The following is an 18,177-nucleotide window of genomic DNA, read 5'->3' as shown; positions in this document are numbered from 1 at the left end:
GCATGTGAATCCCTCCGTTCGGGATTCGCAACGTTCGCTGGAAACCGCCGGGCGACCCTATGTGGCTGGTGTAGAGGATGCGGCTCGCCCGGCCTGCTTGGCCGGGTCGATCGCCGTGCGGTGCTGGGGCACCGCCGTCTCACCGGTGAGCGAACGGTCAGATCGGCGTCTGCGGAGGTCGGTCACCGCGGAGAGAGAAGGCAGCGGGTAGCCCTGGGTTGTCACATGCGATCGGGGGTGGTGAGGCCAAGCAGATGTAGTCCTTGGTGTAGGACTCGGGCAGTGAGGTCGCACAGGGCGAGCCGGCTATCGCGTACAGGCCCGTCGGCACGCAGCACCGGGCACTGCTCGTAGAAGGTGCTGAATGTGGTGGCGAGGGTGTACAGATAGCCGGCGAGGCGGTGGAACTCCAGCGTCTCGGCAACAGTCGAGATGACAGCGCCGAAGGCGAGCAGCTCGATGGCGAGGGCGTGCTCGGCCGGGGCGGCGATGGCGATGGTCGCGTCTGCCGGTGCCGCGATGCCGGCCCGGCGGAAGATGGAGCGGATGCGGGCGTGGGCGTACTGCAGGTAGGGGGCGGTGTTCCCCTCGAGGGCGAGCATGCGGTCCCAGTCGAAGACGTAGTCCTTGACCCGGTCGGTGGACAGGTCGGCGTACTTGACGGCGCCGATGCCCACCGCTTGTGCCACGTTGGCGATGGCGGCCTCGTCCGGGCCGGGGTTCTTCTTTCGGGCCAATTCGGCAGCACGGGCTACGGCTTCGTCGAGCAACTGGATGAGTTTGAGGCTGGCGCCGGCGCGGCTGCGTAGCATCTTGCCGTCGGGGCCGAGCACGGAGCCGAAGCCGACGTGCTGGGCGACGGCTGGTGACCGTAGCCAGCCGGCTTCCCGCGCGGCCTGGTACACCATCTCGAAGTGCTGCCGCTGCGGCAGGCCGACCACGTACAACAGCCGGGTGGCGCCCAGGTCCTGCGTACGGTGGCGGATCGCGGCCAGGTCGGTTGCGGCGTACCCGTAGCCGCCGTCGCTCTTGCGCACGATCAGCGGCAGCGGCTGCCCGTCCCGGCCGGTGAAGCCGTCGGGGAACACGCAGGCTGCGCCTCCGCTCTCGCGCAGCAGCCCGAGCCGGTCCAGTTCGTCCACGACGGGCGCGAGCATCTCGTTGTAGCGGCTCTCGCCGAAGAAGTCCTTCTCCGAGAGGGCGACGTCAAGCCGGTCGTACACGGTCAGGAAGTACTTCTCCGACTCGGAGACCAGCAGCCGCCACAGCCGGCGGGTCCGCTCGTCACCGGACTGCAGGGCGACGACCCGCGCGCGTGCCCGCTGCTTGAACGCCTCGTCGGCGTCGAACTTGACCCGCGCGGCGCGGTAGAACGAGTCCAGGTCACCGACGGACAGCTCGTGGGCCGCCTCGGACTCGCCGATGTCGAGTAGGTGCTCGATGAGCATCCCGAACGGCGTACCCCAGTCCCCGAGGTGGTTCGCTTTGACCACCCGGTGGCCGAGCCACTCCAACAGCCGCACGGCGGCGTCGCCGATCACGGTCGAGCGCAGGTGCCCGACGTGCATCTCCTTGGCCACGTTCGGCGCCGAATAGTCGACCACCACTGTCTCGGCGGCGGGCGCCTCCACGCCCAGCCGAGGATCACCAGCCAGAGCGGATAGTAGCGACCCGAGGGCGCCGTCCGCGACGGTCAGGTTGATGAAGCCCGGCCCGGACACCTCCACCGCGCACATGTCGACCAGCTCGGCGTGGGCGATCACGTCAGCGGCGATCGCCCGTGGCGGGCGACCCAACCGCCGTGCCAGCGACAGGACCCCTTCGGACTGGAAGTCCGCGTGCTGTGAGCGCCGCACGGCAGGCTCGACAGGTTCGCCGGCAACGACCGCGTAGGCCGGGGCCAACCGGTCGGCCAGCAGATTCTCCAGATTCATGGGGTACGCCAATCAGCTTCGACCCGCCCCATCAGGGGCGGATGCTTCGAATGGTTGGGAAGCGGATCGATCGGCGACCACATGGGACCGGCGGGCTCGATCCGCCGGTCAGCAGACGTGGGTCAGCTCAGGCGGTCGAGGGCGGCTCGCAGGCGAGCCACGGTTCGCTCACGGCCGAGGACCTCCAGTGATTCGAACAGCGGCAGCCCGACCGTGCGGCCAGTGACCGCGACCCGGACCGGGGCCTGCGCCTTACCCAGCTTGAGTCCCCGCTCGGCACCGATTTCCTCTAGTGCCGCCTTCAACGTCTCGGCCCGCCACTCCGCCACCGCGAACGCATCGACGACTGCGGCGAGCAGCTCGGCGGCGTCGGCCTTCATCGCCTTCGCCCACGCCGCCTCATCGGCGGGTGGCTCGTCCAGGAAGAGGAAGTCCACCATCGGCACGATCTCGGACAGCACGCTGATACGGGTCTGAGCCAGTTCGGCGACCGCCGCGAAGGCATCCGCGTCGTACGCCTCTGCCCGCCACGGCAGGCTCTCGCTGCGCAGCCACGGCTGGCACGCCTCGATGAACGCCTCGACCGACATGCCGCGGATGTACTCGCCGTTGAACGCCCGCAGCTTCTTCACGTCGAAGAACGCCGGCGACGGGTTGACGTCCTCGAGCCGGAACTCCGCGACGATGTCGTCCCAGGGCACGATCTCCCGGTCGCCGGACGGCGCCCACCCGAGCAGCATCAGGTAGTTGCGCATCGCCTCAGGCAGGTAGCCCTCGGCGCGGAAGTCCTCCAACGCCACCCGGTCCCGCCGTTTGGACAGCTTCTGCCGCTTCTCGTTGACGAGGATCGGCGCGTGCACCCACACCGGCGGCTCCGCGCCCATCGCCTCCCACAGCAACTGCTGCTTCGGCGCGTTCGGCAGGTGCTCCTCCGCCCGGATCACGTGCGTGATGCCCATGACCATGTCATCGACCACATTCGCCAGCAGGAACACCGGCGATCCGTTACCGCGCGCGATCACGAAGTCCTCGATCAGCGCGTTGTCGAAGGTCGGCTTTCCTCGTACCAGGTCGACGATCACCGTCGAACCCTCGTGCGGCGTACGGAACCGCACCGCCCGGCCATCCCCGGCAGGCAAGCCGCGGTCACGGCAGAAACCGTCGTAGCCCTTGTGCTCGCTCCCGGTGCGGGCGTTTACCTGATCACGGGAGCAGTCGCAGTAGTAGGCGAGTCCTAAGGCGAGGAGCCGCTCGATGGCCTCGCGGTGGTGCTGGGCAAAATCCGACTGGAACAGCGGGCCCTCGTACTCCTGCGGGCCGATACCGAGCCACGCCATCGCGTCGAGAATGCCCTGCACCCACTCCGGCCGGTTACGCGCCGCGTCCGTGTCCTCGATCCGCAGCATCATCGTCCCACCCGACTGTCGGGCCAGCACCCAGTTGAACAGCACCGACCGGGCGTTGCCGACGTGGAACATGCCAGTCGGCGAAGGGGCGAAACGGACACGAATCGTGGAACTAGACACGGCCCACAGCCTACGGCCGCACCGCGATCAGCACCGCCGATATTCGCCCGACCCGGGCTCCCGACATCGACGAACTGCCGGATGTCCGCCTCGGCGGCAAGGAATGCCCGCTGCGGATGAGGAACCGCCGGGACTGCGCTATGACGACTACCGTCCGAGCGGCTCGGCTGTCCACTGCGCGGCCGTGAGGGGTCCACGAACGAGGGGGAAGACCACCCCGGCCGCCGCCGCGCCGAGCACGGCGCCGACAACCGTCTGGGCCACCGAGTGCTCTCGCAGCCGGACCCGAGACCAGGCGATCAGGCCGACGACCAGCCAGGCCAGGTAGAGCCACGGCCCGAACACGAGAACAAGCGTCGTAGCCGTGCCCGTCTTCAGGCACCCAGGCTGACCGCTGTGCTGTCGGCGAAAGCGACCGCCTTCATACCCCGGTCCGGGTGGAGCCAGTCGCGCCGGGCGGCTTCGTCGTAGCCCTGTTCCTTGGCCAACGAGGAGGCAAAGGCGCGCGGTGCCTCGGCGAGTCTGACGTCGCGCCAGGTCTGCCAGTCGTCCGGTCCGAGGCGGCGCGCGCAGGTCCCCACTTTGTTGATCCTTCCATTTCGTCATGCCGACGCTACGAACGGCGGCAGACGCAGCGGATCGGAACAGCGGACTTGGTAGCAGCCGCCGGGATGTCAGGTGTGAGCGGCGTAACCACGAGCCGACCGAGCTGAACGACCACCTGGCGCCGCTCGACGGCGCTTCCACCCGAGCCGCGCTCGCATCGAGGCCTGGTCGTATCGCCCACGGCGATCCACACCAGACGGATTCGGCGCGTCTCAGGGCGACGCGGCGTCTCCGACGCGGGCCCGCGTCGCGCCGAACGCAAGGCGCAGCCGGCTCTTCAGGCCGGATTCCCTCGCCTGAACGATGCCTCAGCGTAAGCGCGCGTAACCGATCTGCCGCTTTTGATTTCGTCTGTCCTTACAGGATGTAGGGACGTTTGTGCATTGTGGAGTTTGATCATTAGAGTCCCCGCGAGACGTAACTTAAGACACGGGGGAGGGTTCGTGGCACGTCGTATGACTGCCACCGTCCGTTCATGCCTTGCGGTGGCCACAGCCGCGCTGACGGCGGTGGCGCTTTTTGGCATACCGGGCGAACCGGCCGACATCGTGGCGGCCGGTCCCGACGGCGTGACGGGTGGAGTGGAGGACCGGTCCGACGAGTTCGTGTCGCTGCGGACCGCCCGAAAGACCGGCAAGAAGGTTCAGGTCAAGAGCCTCACCTCGGCAACGACCGAGGTCTACGCGCTGCCGGACGGGCAACTCCGAGCCGAGATCTCCGCCGGCCTGCAGCGGTTCCGCCGGGCTGGCGAGTGGATCGCGGTGGACCTCACCTTGCACGCAGCGGCTGACGGTTCGGTCGCGCCGGCGGCCCACCCGAACAACCTGAAGATTTCCGGCGCGGCCGGGCCGGGCCAGCACGAACTCGTCTCCCTCGGCACCGGTTCGGCCCGGATCGCCATGGGATGGACGGGCACGCTGCCCGCCCCGGTCCTGGCCCGCAACCGCGCCACCTACCCGGACGCCCTGCCCGGTGTGGACTTGGTGGTGGAGGCGAACCGAACCGGCTTCGAGCAGTTCCTCGTGGTCAAAACGCGGGCCGCTGTCGACCAGGTCGCGAAGGTCACCTACCCGCTCACCGGGCCCGGTGCGGTCGGCGCGAGCCGGGGACGGGACGGCGTCATCACTGTGACGGACGGCGCCGGCAAGCAGACGGTCCGCATTCCGGCGCCGCTGATGTGGGACGCAACGACGACGATCGCCGGGTCACCCGCTGTGCGCCGCCCCGTCGGGGTCGCGCTGGCCCGGCGGCCTGACGGCGTCGACCTGACCCTGGCACCGGACATGGCGTGGCTGCGCAGCAACTCCACCGTTTTTCCGGTCACCATCGACCCGAGCGTGGTCAACCCGCTGCCTACTTTCGACACCTACGTCGCGCAGGGTGACACGACGACCAACGAGACGCAAAAGGACCTCCAGTTCGGCCGGATGACGGCCACGGTCCTGACGCGATCGTTCCTGACCTGGGACACCACCGCGCTACGCGGCAAGCAGATCACCGATTCTTCCGTGTCGTTCTGGAACTTCTGGTCCGCCTCCTGCGTCGGGCAGGAATGGGGAATCTGGTCGACGACCGAGGCGACCAGCGCGAGTAACTGGACCAACAAGCCGTCCCTGATCGGTGCCAAACCACACGCCACCACGAGCGCCACCGTCGGCGGGACCAGCTGCGCGGACGGCTGGGTCTCAATCGACGGCAAGGGCTTCTTCCAGGCGGCGGCAGACGCCAACAGCACCAAGGGCTTTATGGGCCTGCTCGCGACGGATGAGACCAGCACCGCCGCCTTCAAGCAGTTCCGCTCCGCGGACGGGGACGCGCCGTCGGAGGATCCGAAGGCGAGCGTCACCTACAACTCGTACCCGACGGTGACCACGCGGGCGACGGTGCCGACCTCGACGTGCGCGACGGGCGCGAGCCGCCCCGTCGTCAACTCGCTCACCCCACAGCTCAAGGCGACCGTCGCCGACGCCGACGCCACCGCGATGTCGGTCACCTTCGAGTGGTGGGCGATGAACGCCGACACCGCGATCGGTTCGACCACCTTCACCAACGTCGCCTCCGGCGCCACCGCCAGCGCGACCGTTCCGGCTGGAGCCTTCGTCGACGGCGGTATCTACCGCTGGCGGGTCAAGGCTGCGGACGGCACCGCCGGTAGCGACAAGTGGTCGTCGTTCTGCGAGATGAGCGTCTACACGACGGTCGCGCCGGTCACCGGTTGCCGCGGCGGGACGGAGAGCGACTTCAACGGCGACGGGATCACCGACATCGCCGTCGCCGACCCGGAAGTGACGGTCAACGGCCAGATCGAGGCCGGTCAGATCCACGTCACGTATGGCGGGACCGGTGCGGTACAGACCCTCAACGAGAGCAACTCCCAGGTGCAGGGGACAGTCGAAATCGGGGACCGCTTCGGCACCTCGATCTCCAGCTACGACGCCAACAATGACGGCTGCACCGACCTCGCCGTCGGGGTGCCCGGCGAGGATGTCGGCACGCCGTCCCTCGCCGACGTGGGCGTGGTCTACGTGCTGCTCGGCGCGCCGGCTGGTCTGGCCAAGGGCCCGGCCTCGCTCACCTACCACCAGGATATGGCCGTCATTCCGGACTCGGGCGAGGCCGGCGATTCGTTCGGCTACTCGGTGGCCGGCAGCCGGACCGCCTCCGGCGAGCCCTTTCTGGTGATCGGCGTCCCGGCTGAGGACATCGGCACGGGCATGGACACGGGGCTCGTGCACTACCTGCGCGGCAACATCAACGTCGCGCTCTCCCAGGGCGGTGGCATCCCCGGTGCAGCTGAGATCGACGACCGCACCGGGTACGCGGTGACCGCGTCGACCTACCACTGGGCGGTCAGCTCGGCCGGAGAGGCGATTGGCGCTGAGGCGTTCGCGGGTTTTGTCAACGTCTTCACCCATGAACTGGTCTCCGGTCTGCCGAAGCTGGCTGCGGCGGTCGGGGAGAACTCCGCCGGGGTGTCGGGGGACGCCGAGGCTAACGACAACTTCGGCAAGTCCATCTCGCTCGCGCCGTACCGGCCGGTCGGGGCGCCGACCGGTACGGCTGAGTCACTGCTGGCAGTCGGCGCGCCCGGCGAGGATCTTGACGGGGTCGCGGACGCCGGGATGGTGCAGCGCTTTCACATCAAGACGACTGGTTTCACCGAGTTGCTGCCCGCCATAACGCAGTCCACCGCGGGGATCGCCGGTGACAACGAGGACGGCGACTACTTCGGCGAGGTAGTGCTGCTGGTCAACACCGCCCCGGCCGCCGAAGCCACGGACCAGACCCTGCTGCTGGCGGTCGGAGTGCCTGGTAAGGACCCGACCGGCACGACAGACGCTGGGGAGGTGCATGTCTTCGCGGCCGCCGCGACAACGATCACGGCTGACACGACCGTCTCCCGCAAGTCGGGCAGCCTGCCCGGTGCGCCGATTGGTCAGGAGTTGCTCGGCACCTCACTCGCCGGAACCTCGGCGCAGCTTTACGTCGGCAGCCCGTACGGCGTCGCCGCCGTCTACGGCTTCGCCTGGTCGGACCTGGCTGCTGGCTCCGCCGCCGTCAAGCAGACCTGGCAGCCCGGTGTGGGCGGCATCCCGGCCGGCGAGACCGCCTTCGGTGCGGCGATCAGCTGATGGAACGGACGAACATGTACATGTCAACGGGGAGGGACCTCACGGTGAGTCGTACACGGAGACGGGGTCGGCTCTTCACGCTCGGCCTCATGGTCGGTCTCGCCGGCCTGATCTCGTCGTCAGCGTACGTCGGGCAACAACCGTCGGACCCGGTACCCGCACCGGTCGCCGCGGTGGAGGAGAACCCGGTCCGGGACACCGAGGCCGAGGCCGTCCTGGCGGCCGCAGCGCTCAACCAGCCGGTCGAGGTGCTCGCGTTCCGCGACGAGTACCGTGACGTCTTCGCCCAGCCGGACGGCACGCTGATCGCCAACGACCACGCCCATCCGGTGCGGGTCATCCAGGGCGACACCTGGGTGCCGACCGATGCCACTCTGGTGCGGAACACCGACGGAACCATCACCCCCAGGGCGGCGCTGATTGGGATGCGCGTGTCCAGCGGTGGCTCCGATCCGCTCATGGTGGTCCGGCGCGACGACCAGGTGATGACGCTTACCTGGCCGTACGCCCTGCCGGCGCCGGTGCTCACCGGCGATCAGGCCCTCTACCCGGAGGTCTTCAAGGATGTCGACCTCGTGGTCAACGTGACAGTGGAGGGCTTTTCGCACGTCATCGTCCTGAAGACCCCCGAGGCGGCGAACACGCCCGAGCTGCAGGGGCTGAAGCTCGGCGTCTCCGGGGAGAACCTCAATATCCAGGAGACGGCGGAGGGCGGTGTCGTCGCGCTCGACCCGGCCACCAACAACCCGGTGATGGAGGCCGACGCCCCGACCATGTGGGACAACGGCACGCCGACCGGTGAGGGCATCGAGTCCGCCACCACCGCCAAGACGACCTCCGGAGCGCTGGCCGGCGAGTCGACCACGCGCACCACCACCGGAACGAATCTGGAGACGGCGCGAGGGCCGGAGGACAGCTCGGCCGTCAAGCCGGTCGACCTCAGCTACGCCAACGGCTCGCTGACGCTGAAGCCCGACGCCGCGATGCTGACCAGCCCGGACACCCACTGGCCGGTCTACCTGGACCCCGTCTGGCAGGCGACGACCAAGAGCGCCTGGGCAATGGTCGACAGCGGCTACCCCGTCGAGGAGTACTGGAAGTTCGACGGCAATCGGCACGAGCGGATCGGTCTCTGCCCGGAGCAGTGCAACAACTCCAAGGTCAAGCGGGTGATCTACACCCTGGCCACGCCGTATTCCGGCAAGACGATCCTCAGCGCCGAGTTCCGGGTCACCATGCAGCACGCGTGGAACACCACCGCCCGGGACGTACAGCTCTACCTGTTGCCAAAGGGGATCAGCTCGTCGACGAACTGGAACAACCAGCCGGGCGGATCCAACTGGAGCACCGGAGCCAACTGGCTCGCGACCAAGGCGCTCAGCAGCACCCAGGCAAGCTGCACCTCGACCAACCAGAACGCGAGCTGGGACGCCAAGGAGGCGGTACAGCTCGCGGCGACCAACGGCTGGGGCAACGTGACGCTTGGTCTGAAGGCTGAGACCGAGAGCAACTACCAGCACAGCAGGCGATTCTGTGACAACGGACTGCTCTCGGTGCGCTACAACCGGGCGCCGCTGATCGCGAACCAGTCCGAATTGACCATGTCCCCGGGCGGCGCCTGCGTCTACGGCACCGGTCAGCCCTATGTGGACACCCCGCCGAGGCTCTCCGCCGTGCTCCGCGACCCGGACCACTCGTCCGCGAACACTGAGCAGATCAAGGCCGAGTTCAGGGTGAGCTGGCGGGCCGAGGGCGCCAGCGCGGACACCGTCCGCAGCTACACCACCCCGCTCAAGGCCAGCGGATCGATCTTCACGTACCAGACCCCGGCGGACATCCCGCAGGGCCCCCCGATCTCCTGGGAGGTTCGAGCCAGCGACAACACCAGCTGGGGGCCGTGGAGTGCCGACGGGTCCCGCAATCCCTGCCAGTTTTTTTTCGACACGGCCAGCCCGGCCGCGCCGGACATCGACTCGCCGGATTTCCCCGAGTTGAACAACGACGACGAGGGGTCCGTCTGCAAGACCGACGAGGAGTGGCACGAGAAGCTGGGGATCCAGACCAGCTTCACCTTCGATTCGGCCGCCGATGACGTGGTCGAGTACCGCTGGGGATTCAACGAAAACCCGTCGCCTACCAACATCAAGAAGCCGACGTCGGCCGGCGGCCCGGTGACCATCCAGTGGACGCCGGACAAGGAGGGGCCGTGGACGATCAACGTCCAGGCCGTGGACCGGGCGGCTCGCCCCAGCAACATCGCCTCCTGCAGCTTCCGGGTCGGCAAGCGGCCACCGGCCGCCCAGTGGCCCCTTTCCGAGGTGATGGGCTCGACCGAGGCGCTGGACGTGCTCGGTGGGCACGACGCCATCCCCGGCAGCGGCGCAAAGTTCGGTGTGGCGGGACCGGGTGGGGCATACGACACCGCGGTGGAGCTCGACGGCAGCTGGAACGGATACCTTGCCACCACCCACACCGGCATCGTCGACACCTCCGGCAGCTTCACCGTGGCGGCGTGGGTGAAGACCACGGATCCCAGCCGTCGGCAGGTCGCCATCAGCCAGGATGGAACCGGTGAGCCCGGGTTCAGCCTGGGTATCGAGGGTGGTTCCTGGGTGTTCCGGATGCCGGTCACCGAGGTCACCTCACTAGGTGAGTGGAAGGTGTCGGTCGCCGGCGCGACCACGAACTGGACGTACCTGACCGCGTCCTATGACGGCGTCGCGAAGAAGATCTCCCTGCAGGCGGACGGGAGCACCCCGGTCACCGCTGACCGGCGCTCGCTGACGAAGTCGCGCGGCGCGGTCCAGCTCGGCCGACGCCTGACCAAGACCGGCTACACCGATCACTGGACTGGTGCGCTGGCCGACGTCTCTTTGTTCGACCGGCCGATCCTTTCCGCCGAGGTGACCGGGCTCAAGCAGACCGCCCTCAACCGCAAGGCGTACTGGCAGCTGAACAGCGCGTCCGGCCAGGTCAGTCCCGAGTACGGCACCGGGGCCGCGATGACGCTCGGGTCCGGCGCGTCGATCTACAAGAGTCCGATCCCGACGACCGCGCCACTGCTCGGTGCCGGGCACCTCAAGCTGACCGGCCACGTGACCAGTCATGCCAGCACGACGGTCAACGCCAACATGGCGGGCAGCTTCACCCTCGCCGCCCGAACACGGCTGACCAGCAGCTGCAAGGGCACTCCGATGACCCTGTTCTCCCAGAAGGGCGCCCACAACAGCTCGGTCATCGTCCGATGCAATACCGACGGTTTCTGGGAACTCGCCGTGCCGGGCGCCGACACGGTCGGCAGCGCTGGTGAAACGTATCCAGCCGAGGTCCCGCCGAGGACCATCACCAAGGGCGATTTGGTCGCGCTGGTCTACAACGGCTACACGCGCGAACTGCTGCTCTACGTCAACGCGGAGGTCATCAGCTCGGCGCAGCTCACCGTGCCGTTCAACGCGGTCGGCGGCCTGCAACTGGGCCGGGCCTTCATCGACGACCAGTTCCGGGAGCACCTTTCCGGAGCGGTCGACGACGTCCGGGTCTACGACGGCGTCGCCGAGAAGACCGTGCTTCAGCGGCTCAACATCGTCGCCAAGGAACAGCCCAACCTCTGATCGCCCCGGTCGTCGGGTCGCCCACCGTCGGGCGCCCCGACGGCCCCTGCCGACTTCCCTCTGTCCACCCACCCCGTGGAGGGTTGATGTTCTCCCGACTCATGGTCTCCTCCGGCGTACTCCAACGCCGGATCGTGCGACCGATGTCCTGGGCGATGGCCGGTGTGATGGGCGTGAGCCTCATCCAGGTCGCCGCCGACCCCGCCGCCGCCGCCGAGCGGAAACGTCCGTCCGCTGCCGGCTCCAGCAAGACCCTGCCGAACCGCAAGCCACTCGGCGTGAAGCCGCGCAAGGACAATCCGGCGGCAGCGGCCGCGACCACCAAGCCGGCCAAGGTCACTTGGCCGGCGGCGGGCGCCACCGAGATCGCCGTACCCGCAGCGCCGCCTCCGACCGGTGCCCGCGCCACGGCAGCCGCGCCGGCCGCGACCGGGAAGGCCGGGGGCCTCTCCGTCTCGGTGTCCGCACCGCGATCGTCAGCCCCGAAGGCGGGCGCCGCCGCGGCGGCGGCCCCCGAGGCATCGGCATCGTCGCCAAGCAAGGTCCGCATCGAGGTGCTCGATCGCAAGGCGTCCGAGCGGGCCAGGGTGGACGGTCCGCTGGTACGGGTGAAGCGCGCAGACGGCCAGCACGCCACCGGCGACGTGCAGCTCGGCGTCAGCTACGACGGCCTGGCCGGCGCCTATGGCGGTGACTTCGGCGCCCGCCTGCGACTGGTGAGGCTGCCTGAGTGCGCGCTGACCACCCCGGAGAAGCAGTCCTGCGCCGCCGAGCCGGTGCCGACCGTCAACAACGGTGACACCCGTACCCTCTCCGCGCGCGTGAGCGCCCCAGCGACCGGCGCGACCTTCGCCCTCGCCGCGACGGACTCCTCGTCGCAGGGTGACTTCGGCGCCAGCAAGTTGGCGCCGTCGTCGAAGTGGTCGGTGGCCCCGTCGACCGGTGGCTTCTCGTGGACCTATCCACTGCGCACGCCCCCGGTCGCCGCCGGTGGAGCGCCGGGGATCACGCTGGCCTACTCCTCGCAGTCAGTCGACGGGCGCACCGCGACGACCAACAACCAGGGCTCCTGGATCGGCGAGGGCTTCAGCTACGAGCCGGGCCACATCGAGCGGCGGTACAAGTCATGCGCCGACGACGGCCAGACGCAGTACGCCGACCAGTGCTGGGCGTACGACAACGCGACCATCATGCTGAACGGCAAGTCCACCGAGCTGGTCCAGGACGGCAGCACCTGGCGGTTCGCCACCGACGACGGCTCGAAGGTCGAGCGGTTCACCGGTGCGGTCAACGGTGACAACGACGGGGAGCACTGGCGGGTCACCACCACCGACGGCACCCAGTACTACTTCGGCCTCAACCGGCTGCCCGGCTGGACGGTCAACAAGGAGGAGACCGCTTCCACCTGGACCATGCCGGTCTTCGGTGACGACGCGAACGAGCCATGCAAGAAGGCGACGTTCGTCGATTCCTACTGTGACCAGGCGTGGCGGTGGAGCCTCGACTACGCCAAGGACCGCTACGGCAACGTCACCTCGTACTTCTACGACCGGGAAACCAACTACTACGCCCGGGCCAAGCGCACCGACCTCAACGGCGTGGCCTACCACCGCGGCGGCTACCTCAAGCGGATCGACTACGGCCAGCGCGACAACGCCGTCTACACCACCAACGCCCCCGCCCGGGTCCGCTTCCAGACCGGTGAGCGATGCCTGCCGGCCACCGGCATCGACTGCGACCCGCAGGACCTGACCACCACGACGGCGCCGTACTGGCCGGACGTCCCGTTCGACCGCAACTGCGCCAAGGACACCAAGTGCAAGCCCGACCAGCTCACCCCGACCTTCTGGACCCGGGCCCGGCTGACCGGCATCACCACCGAGATCCGGGAGGGCACCACCTGGACCCCGGTGGACCAGTGGAAGCTGGACCATCTACTCACCGACAACGGTGACGGGTCCCGCACCCTCTGGCTCAGCAAAATCACCCACACCGGCATGTACGGCACCGACATTGAGATGCCGTCCGTCGAACTGGGTGGCCTTCAGTTGCCCAACCGGATCGACCGGGACAAAGACAACGTTGCCCCGCTCATCCGCTTCCGGCTGGCCACCGTCTGGACCGACTCGGGCGCCCAGATCGACGTCAACTACGCCACGCCCGACTGCACCCAGACGACCCTGCCCACCGAGGGCAACAGCACCCGGCGCTGCTATCCGGTGAAGTGGAATCCGCTCGGTAGCGCCGGCCAGATCACCGACTGGTTCCACAAGTACGTCGTCGCCGCGGTCATCGAGACCGACCGGACCGGTGGTGCGCCGGACATGGTCACCAAGTACGACTACCTCGACGGCGCCGCCTGGCGGCACGCGGAACCCGACGGGATCTCCGACCCGAAGGACCTCACCTGGAGTGAGTGGCGAGGCTACGGCCGCGTGGTGGTCACCGCGGGCAGCGGCCAGGTGCAGACCACCAAGACCGAGTACCGGTACCTGCGCGGTATGCACGGGGACGAGCTCCCGACCGGCGACATCCGGGATGAACGGGTGAAGGATTCGGCGGGCGTCGAGCACATCGACTACGACGAGTTCTCCGGGCACCAGTTGGAGACGCGGTCATTCGACGGCGCGACCGAGGTCAGCAAGAGCATCGCGACGCCGTGGCGGCACAACACCGCCACCGAGTCGCACGACTGGGGCGCCAAGAAGGCCTGGTTCACCAACACCCAGACGACGCGCGACTTCATCGCCCTGGCCGCCGGCGGTTGGCGGGAGACGAAGGCCACCTCCACCTTCGAGACCGACTTCGGCCGGACCACCGTGACGGAAAACCTCGGCGACGTGAACGTCACGGGCGACGAGGCGTGCACCCGTACCTTCTACGCCGACAACCCGACCGCCCACCTCTACAACCTGGTGTCCCGGGTGGAATCCGTGTCGGTCAAGTGCTCCGACACCCCGGACCGCAAGACCCAGGTCATCTCCGACACCCGCACGCTCTATGACGGCGAGGCGTTCGGGGTGACGCCGACCGTTGGAAACCCGACCCGCTCCGAGCGGCTGAAGAGCCACGACGGTACGACGGCCACCTACATCACCGCCGCCGAAGGCAGCTTCGATTCGTATGGCCGGCCGCTGACGGCGACCGACGCCATGGGTCGGGTCACGACCACGGAGTACACCGAGACGAACGGTCTGACCACCAAGGTCAAGGAGACCAACCCGCTCGGTCACGCCACGACCACCGATTACACCCCCGCCTGGGGCAGCCCGGTCACCCAGATTGACCCGAATCAGCTCAAGAGCGTGCTCGAGTACGACGCGCTGGGCCGGCTGAGCAAGGTGTGGATGCCGGACCGGACCGGCGCGACCGGGCTCTCGCCGAGCATCAAGTACACCTACCTGGTCCGCAAGGACAAGCCGGTCGCGGTCAAGACGGAGAAGCGGCAGAACGACGGCAGCTACAGCGTCGAGTACAAGCTGCACGATGGCCTGCTCCGCCCCCGGCAGATGCAGACCGAGGGCCCCAACGGCACCCGGATGATCGCGGACACCTTCTACACCGCCACCGGCAAGCTGGACAAGACATTCGCCACCTACAACGTCGCCGGAGCGCCGACCGACGGGATCTACCCGGCCCGCAACGGTGAGGTCGAGGGGCAGACGCTCTACGTCTACGACGGCGCGGACCGGGTCCGGGCGGAGATTTCCGCCGTGGCCGGCACCGAGAAGTGGCGCACCTCCACCACCTACGGTGGCGACCGTGTCTCGGTGGACCCGCCGGAGGGCGGCACCCCCACCACGACGATCACCAACGCGCTCGGGCAGACGACCGAATTGCTGCAGTACAAGGGCGACGCCCCGTCCGGCGCGTCCGACAAGACTCAGTACACCTACACCCGGTCGGGTCAGATCGCCACCGTGACGGATCCGGCGGGCAACAAGTGGAACCACGAGTACGACCAACTCGGGCGCAAGATCAAGTCCATCGACCCGGACACCGGCACCGCGACGTACAGGTACGACAACCTGGATCGGATCGTCAGCACCACCAACGGTGTGAACGAGACGATCAGCACGAAGTACGACGAGATCGGCCGTAAGTCCGCTGTCTACAAGGGTGCCGTCGACACGGGTGTGCTGCTGAGCAGCTGGGTCTACGACCAGGAGATGCTCGGGAAGCTCTCCTCGACCACCCGGTACGTCGACGGGGCCGAGTACACCACCTACGTCGGCACCTATGACGAGTTCTACCGGCCGCACGCCACCTACTACCAGATCCCGGAGCAGGCCGGGGTCGAGCTGGCCGGGCTGTACAGCTTCGCGACGGAGTACAACTCCGACGGCACGGTCTCAGCCATCGGCATGTCCGACGGTGGTGGCTTGCCGTTTGAGAGCATCGCCTACACCTACGACAGCCTGGAGCGGCTGACCGCCACCACGGGCGACGTCCCCTACCTGACCGACGTCGACTACTCGGCGACCGGCGAGGTGATCCAGACCGAGGCAGCACTGGGCGCCAACAAGGTCTGGTCGACGTACGGATACGAGCAGGGTTCCAAGCGGCTGATCCACCAACGGCTGGACCGCAGCGGCGCGCCGATCATCGACATCGACGCCCGCTACAGCTACGACGCGTCGGGCAACATCACCCAGATCGCGGACACGCCCTCGGGAACCCGCGACGTGCAGTGCTTCACCTACGACTACCTGCGCCGGATGGAGCGGGCGTGGACGTCGGCGAGCACCGCGACCGACCCATGCGCCGGCGGCCCGTCGGTCACCGGTGTGGGCGGGGTGGCTCCCTATCACCACTCCTACACCTTTGACGCGGTCGGAAACCGCAAGACGGAGTCGCAGTTCGCTACCAACGGCACCTCGCTCGTGGAGCGTTCGTACAAGTACCCGGCCGCGGGTGCGTCACAGCCGCACACGCTGCGCGAGATGACCGAGACCACCGCCGGGGGGTCGAAGCTCTACAGCTACGACTACGACGCCGCCGGCAACACGAAGCGGCGCACCAAGGTCGGCGAGAACCAGACCCTGGCCTGGGACGCCGAGGGCAACCTCGAGTCGGTCACCGACGCCGCCGGCAAGAAGACCAGCTACCTCTACGACGTCGATGGCTCGCGGATGCTCCGCAAGGAGCCGGGCACCACCACGCTCTACCTGCCGGGGATGGAGGTCCGGCTCAACCACGCCACCCGTGCGACCGACGGCACCCGCTACTACTCGCTGCCCGGCGGCGGCACGATCGTCCGCAAGCTCAACGGCCTGCACTACGTCGCCTCCGACCACCACGGCACCGGCCAGGCGACGGTCAGCGAGACCGGTGCGATCATCCACCGCCGGAGCACCCCGTTCGGCGAGGCCCGCGGCACGCAGCCAACGGCAGCGCAGTGGCCGAGCGAGAAGGGCTTCGTCAACGGCAACCAGGACTCGACAACGGGCCTGGTGAACATCGGAGCCCGCGAGTACGACACGATCACCGGTCGGTTCATCTCGGTCGACCCGATCATCGACATCAACGACCCGCAGCAGATGCACGGGTACGCGTACGCCAACAACAACCCCATCTCGTTCTCGGACCCGGACGGCCTCAAATCCTGCTCGGACGACCGCTGTGGCCCCGGCGCCGATTTCGTGGACCTCGCCGGCAACTACCACAAGGTCAAGGGCCACAACGACGGCTGCTCCGGCTGCTCCGGCAGCTGGGACCCTGACGCGCCCCACCAGTACAAGCCACAGAACTTCGGCAAGACGTGGGGCCAGGACGCGAACGCGGCCGCGGCGGAGCGTCTGCGGCAGGAACGCATCGCCAAGGCCAAGCAGGTGCTCCTCGACTCGGCCAAGGCCCTGGCGAAGATCGCCATGGATGAGTTGGGCATCACCGACGCGCTCGACTGCTTTACCAAGGGTGACATGGGTGGCTGCCTCAACACGGCCATCGCCGTGGCCGGCTCCTTCGTCGGCGGCTTCCTCGGAAAGCTCGCCACGAAGTACGGCGCGCCGTGGCAGTGGGCGAAGGCGGCCGCGCTCGCCAGCCGGGTCAAGGGGCTACTCGGCGATCTGATCGACGGCGTCAAGACGTTGTTCAGCGCGTGCCGCAAGCACAGTTTCGCGCCTGGCACGCTCGTTCTGCTCGCCGACGGCTCGCTGCGCGCGATCGAGAAGTTGAAGCCGGGCGACAAGGTCGTCGCTTCCGAGCCGGACTCAGGCAAGACCGAGCCCCGTACGGTAGTCGCCACCCACATCAACCACGACACCGACCTCACCGACCTGGTCATCACCGTTGAGGGTGGTCGGGACGTCCTGGTCAAGACCACCCAGCACCACCCGTTCTGGAGTGAGGACCGACAGAACTGGGTGCACGCCGAGGAACTTCGGCAGGGTGAAGCGCTCCTTGCGACCAACGGTGCTGCGGCGACCGTCAGATCGGTCAGGTCGTACGGCGGCGCTGCTGTCATGCACGACCTGACGGTCGAAGCCCTTCACACCTACTATGTGATCGCCGGCACAACGCCTCTCCTCGTACACAACTGTGGGGGTACCGCGGCAGCTGATGACGGCTGGACACGTGTTGGGCGATGGATGCATCCCGATGAGCAGGCGGGCATGCGCGATACTGGCAATATTCAGTGGAACGACCAGGGAACACACCGTGTGGCCAACCCGCCGGCGCCCGACACCTACCGGGTTGCGCCTCGAGGGGATGTCTACGTGGAATACGAAGTTCCAACGGGCGCGCTCCGTCCGCACAGCCAAGGCACTTCTATCATCTATGGTCCGAACTCGTTGCAGGCACGATTGCCTGGACGAGCCCAAACTGGTGACGTCCGGTTCCGTAACATGTCGAATCCGAGGTGATG

Annotated in this window: 7 protein-coding genes; 3 read left to right on the top strand and 4 right to left on the bottom strand. The window is 68.0% G+C overall.

The window, feature by feature from the left end; genetic code table 11:
- Nucleotides 1-221: 221 nt before the first annotated feature.
- The 4 genes from argS to AB0J06_RS03050 form a co-directional block, all read right to left on the bottom strand.
- The gene (argS, locus tag AB0J06_RS03065) at nt 222-1,934 is read right to left on the bottom strand and encodes an arginine--tRNA ligase (RefSeq protein WP_357424008.1); all 1,713 of its coding nucleotides are present in this window, start codon (nt 1,932-1,934) and stop codon (nt 222-224) included.
- A 122-nt stretch (nt 1,935-2,056) separates the two neighbouring features.
- Complete coding sequence (gltX, locus tag AB0J06_RS03060; protein ID WP_357424006.1) at nt 2,057-3,460, bottom strand: glutamate--tRNA ligase; 1,404 nt, start codon at nt 3,458-3,460, stop codon at nt 2,057-2,059.
- 147 nt (nt 3,461-3,607) lie between these two features.
- On the bottom strand, nt 3,608-3,805 hold the full coding sequence (locus AB0J06_RS03055; RefSeq protein WP_357424004.1) for a phosphatase PAP2 family protein: 198 nt from the start codon (nt 3,803-3,805) through the stop codon (nt 3,608-3,610).
- A 29-nt stretch (nt 3,806-3,834) separates the two neighbouring features.
- Nucleotides 3,835-4,041 carry a hypothetical protein gene (locus AB0J06_RS03050; RefSeq protein ID WP_357424002.1) on the bottom strand — a complete coding sequence of 69 codons (207 nt, stop codon included), beginning with the start codon at nt 4,039-4,041 and terminating at the stop codon, nt 3,835-3,837.
- A gap of 480 nt (nt 4,042-4,521) precedes the next feature.
- Here AB0J06_RS03050 and AB0J06_RS03045 point away from each other — a divergent pair, with 480 nt between their 5' ends.
- From AB0J06_RS03045 to AB0J06_RS03035, 3 genes are all read left to right on the top strand, one after another.
- Nucleotides 4,522-7,698 (top strand): DNRLRE domain-containing protein, encoded by a 3,177-nt coding sequence (locus AB0J06_RS03045; RefSeq protein ID WP_357424362.1) that lies wholly within the window; start codon nt 4,522-4,524, stop codon nt 7,696-7,698.
- 89 nt (nt 7,699-7,787) lie between these two features.
- Complete coding sequence (locus AB0J06_RS03040) at nt 7,788-11,309, top strand: LamG-like jellyroll fold domain-containing protein (RefSeq protein WP_357424360.1); 3,522 nt, start codon at nt 7,788-7,790, stop codon at nt 11,307-11,309.
- A gap of 86 nt (nt 11,310-11,395) precedes the next feature.
- Complete coding sequence (locus AB0J06_RS03035) at nt 11,396-18,175, top strand: polymorphic toxin-type HINT domain-containing protein (protein ID WP_357424000.1); 6,780 nt, start codon at nt 11,396-11,398, stop codon at nt 18,173-18,175.
- Nucleotides 18,176-18,177 lie beyond the last annotated feature (2 nt).

Source organism: Micromonospora sp. NPDC049679, from assembly GCF_040659735.1.
Classification (GTDB): domain Bacteria; phylum Actinomycetota; class Actinomycetes; order Mycobacteriales; family Micromonosporaceae; genus Micromonospora_I.
The sequence above is the reverse complement of the archived record's forward strand: the minus strand, read 5'-3'. Positions and strand labels throughout refer to the sequence as shown.